At 70.6% G+C, this 4,347-nt stretch carries 1 protein-coding gene; it reads left to right on the forward strand.

Going from position 1 to position 4,347, the window contains the following annotated elements:
- The coding region (locus ABZ441_RS33400; protein WP_358981149.1) for a type I polyketide synthase at positions 1–4,347 on the forward strand (4,347 nt) is incomplete at both ends.

Below are 4,347 nucleotides of genomic sequence, written 5' to 3' on the forward strand. Positions count from 1 at the left end.
GAGCTGTTGACGGAGCAGCGGGAGTGGCCCGAGACGGGTGAACCGCGGCGCGTGGGCGTGTCGTCGTTCGGCGTCAGCGGCACCAACGCGCACGTGATCCTGGAGCAGTCCTCCGAGACGGCGCCGGCGGATGCGGCCGATCCCTCGGTGCCGCGCCTGCCGGTGGTGCCGTGGGTGGTGTCGGCGAAGACGACCGAGGCGCTCGCCGCTCAGGTGGAGCGGGTGTCGGAGTTCGCCGCGGACCGGAATCCGGTGGACGTCGGGTTCTCGCTGGCCACGACGCGTGCGGTGCTGGAGCACCGTGCCGTGGTCATCGGCGACCGGACGGTCACGGGTGCGGTGACGCCGGGCCGGACCGGTGTGCTGTTCTCGGGCCAGGGCGCGCAGCGCTCGGGTATGGGCCGTGAGTTGTACGAGGCGTATCCCGTGTTCGCGGATGCGTTCGACGCGGTGTGTGCGGAGCTGGACCGGCATCTGGAGCAGCCGATCCGGGATGTGGTGTTCGAGGGTGGTGAGCTGCTGGATCAGACGCAGTTCACGCAGGCGGGTCTGTTCGCGCTCGAGGTGGCGTTGTTCCGTCTGGTGTCGGCGTGGGGTGTGAAGCCGGACTATCTGCTGGGGCACTCGATCGGTGAGCTGTCGGCCGCGCATGTGGCCGGTGTGCTGTCGCTGGAGGATGCGGCGAAGCTGGTCGCGGCTCGTGGCCGTCTGATGCAGGCGTTGCCGGCGGGTGGGGCGATGATGTCCCTCCAGGCGACGGAGGACGAAGTCCTGCCGTTGCTCACCGACGACGTATCCATCGCCGCCCTCAACGGGCCCTCCGCGACCGTGATTTCCGGTGACGAGGACGCTGTCCTCGCGATCGCCGGCCACTTCGCAGCGCAGGACCGCAAGACCAAGCGTCTGCGCGTCAGCCACGCGTTCCACTCGCCCCGCATGGACGCCATGCTCGACGAATTCCGCACGGTCGCGGAGGGCCTCACCTTCCACCCGCCCGGCATCGGGATCGTCTCGAACGTCTCCGGTGTGGTCGTGTCGGGCGAGGAGATCTGCTCGGCGGACTACTGGGTGCGCCACGTCCGCGAGGCCGTCCGCTTCGTCGACGGGATGCGCACTCTCCAGGACCAAGGCGCCACCACCTACCTGGAGTTGGGACCCGACGGGGTGCTGTCCGCGATGGGGCAGGACTGTGTCGCGGACTCGGCGTTCGTACCGGTTCTGCGCAAGGACCGCGGCGAGGCTACGACCCTGGTCACCGCGCTCGCGGAACTCCACGTGCGTGGGTCGGCCGTGGACTGGGCGGCGTACTTCGCCGGCACCGGCGCCCGACGCATCGACCTGCCGACGTACGCCTTCCAGCACGAACACTTCTGGCTCGCCTCGTCCTTCAGCGGGGCTACGGATGCGAGGGCCCTCGGCCAGAGTGCGGGTGAGCATCCGCTGCTGGGAGCCAAGGTCATGGTGGCTCAGGCCGATGAGTACCTGTTCACCGGCCGACTGTCGGTCGAGTCGCATCCGTGGCTCGGCGACCACATGGTCATGGGTTCGGTCCTGCTCCCGGGCACGGCCTTCGTCGACCTGGCGCTGCACGTGGGTGAGCAGGTCGGCTGCGGCCTCCTGAGTGACCTCACGCTGGAGGCGCCCTTCGTCCTCCCCGAGCACGGGGCGGTGGCCGTCCAGCTGACCCTGGGCGCTGCCGAGGACGACGGCAGCCGGGCGATCGCCGTTCACGGGCGACCCGCTGAGGACGCGGACGCGAAGTGGACACGGCACGCGGCCGGCACACTGTCCGCAGGCGGCGTACCGGCCGGCGAGTCGCTGGAGGAGTGGCCTCCGCGCGCGGCGGTCGCCCTCGACGCCGCCGGTCTGTACGAGAACCTGGCTGAGATCGGCTTCGCCTACGGGCCTACGTTCCGAGGGCTGCGGGCCGCGTGGCGGCGTGGCGACGAGGTGTTCGCCGAGGTCGCCCTGCCGGAAGGAACGGATGCCGCAGGGTTCGGCGTCCACCCCGCCCTGCTCGATTCCGCCCTCCACACGATGGGTCTGGCGGCCGGCGAGGATACGGCCGGAGAAGCGCGGCTGCCGTTCGCGTGGAGCGGGGTGTCGGTCTCCGCAGTGGGGGCGACGGTCTTGCGGGTACGCATCACAACCGTCGGTTCGGGTGTTTCTCTGACTCTCGCCGACAGCACAGGCGCGCCGGTTGCCTTCGTCGACTCGCTGGCCCTGCGCGCGATCTCGCCCGACCAGCTCTCGGCTGCCGCCGACACCGGAACGCGCGATGCGCTGTTCCAGGTGGACTGGGTCGGCCACGAGGTGGCGCAGGAGAGGGTCGAAGCCCGCTGGGCCGCGCTGGGCGACGCGATCGGCGTACCCGGATTGCGGTACGCCGACCTGACCGCGTTCACCGCTGCTGCGGACTCAGGTGAGTCGGTGCCGGGTGTGGTGGCGGTGTCGTTCGCGGAGTCCGGTTCGGGGTCCGAGGGCGTTGTGTCCCGTGCGCATGAGGTGACGGTCCGGGCGTTGGAGTTGGTGCAGGGGTGGTTGGCGGACGAGCGGTTCGCCGATGCGCGTCTGGTGCTGGTGACGTCAGGTGCGGTGTCCTGCGACGGGAATGCCGCGCCGGATCCTGTGCAGGCCGCTGTGTGGGGTCTGGTACGGACGGCGCAGTCGGAGAATCCGGGCCGGTTGGTGCTGGCGGACGTTGACGGGGCCGAGGCGTCGTGGGCGGTTCTGCCGGCTGCGGTGGCTTCGGGCGAGCCGCAGGTGGCGGTGCGCGGTGGCGCGGTGTCCGTGCCGAGGCTGGTGCGTGCGGCGATCGGTTCGGGTGAGATTGCCGGGCTGGACGGGTCGGGCACGGTGTTGGTGACGGGTGCCAGCGGTGCTCTGGGTGGTTTGGTGGCGCGTCATCTGGTGGTGGAGCGTGGGGTTCGGCATCTGTTGCTGGTGAGCCGCAGGGGTGGGGATGCCCCGGGGGCGGCTGGTCTTGTCGCGGAGCTGGAGGAGCTCGGTGCGCGGGCTGGTTTCGTCGCGTGTGATGTGGCGGATCGTGCTGCGTTGGCCGTGGTGCTGGATGGTGTCGCTCCCGAACATCCGTTGATGGGTGTGGTGCATACGGCGGGTGTGCTGGACGACGGTGTGGTGTCGTCGTTGACGCGGGAGCGGCTTGCTGCGGTGTTGCGGCCGAAGGTCGATGCGGCGTGGAATCTGCACGAGTTGACGCGTGGCATGGATCTGTCGATGTTCACGTTGTTCTCGTCGGCGGCGGGTGTGTTCGGTGGTGCGGGTCAGGCGAACTACGCCGCGGCGAACGCGTTCCTGGACGCGCTGGCGGAGGTGCGGCGGGCGGAAGGGCTCGCGGGACTGTCGCTGGCCTGGGGACCCTGGGCGGAGAGCGGGATGCTCGGACGCCTCGACGACGCCGACGCCCAGCGCATGGCGCGATCCGGTGTGCCGCCCCTGTCGGTGGACGAGGGCCTGGCACTGTTCGACGCCGCCGCGGGTCTCGACCGCGCCGCCGTGGTGCCGGTACGGCTCGACCTCGCGGTATGGCGCAAGCGCGCTGCGGCCGAGGGCGTGCCGCAGCTCTTCCGGGCACTTGTACGCGTTCCCGGCCGCCGCACCGCGAAGTCCGGTGAGTCCGAGTCGGGCTTCGCCGCACGACTGAAGGCACTCACGAAGGACGAGCGGACTCGCTTGGTCGACGGCTTGGTGCGCACCCAGGTCGCTGCGGTCCTCGGGTACGCGTCGAGTGAGGCGATCAAGCCCAGGCACGCCTTCAAGGAGTTGGGCTTCGACTCGCTGACCGCAGTCGAGCTGCGTAACCGGCTCAACGCGGCGACCGGGCTGCGGTTGCCCGCGACGCTGGTCTTCGACTACCCCACCCCTGCCGTGCTTGCCGAATTCCTGCTGGACGAGGCGCGGGGGGCCGATCCCGAGGGAGAGGCGGCAGCGGGCGCGGTGGCCTTCGCGGACGACGAGCCCATCGCGATCGTCGGCATGAGCTGCCGCTACCCGGGCGGTGTCGCCGCTCCGGAGGACCTGTGGCGCCTCGTCTCCATGGCGGGGGAGGGGATCTCCGGATTCCCCACCGACCGTGGCTGGAGCCTGGACGGCATGTACGAATCCGACGCCGGCCGGGAGGGCAAGTCCAGGACCATCGAGGGCGGCTTCCTCTACGACGCGGGTCAGTTCGACCCCGGCTTCTTCGGGATCTCGCCGCGTGAGGCGCTGGCGATGGACCCGCAGCAGCGCTTGCTGCTGGAAGCGTCGTGGGAGGCCGTCGAGCGGGCGGGTATCGACCCCGAGTCGCTGCGGGGCAGCCGGACGGGTGTGTTCGCGGGCCTCATG

The sequence above is a fragment of the Streptomyces sp. NPDC005752 genome (genome assembly GCF_040630715.1).
Lineage (GTDB): Bacteria > Actinomycetota > Actinomycetes > Streptomycetales > Streptomycetaceae > Streptomyces.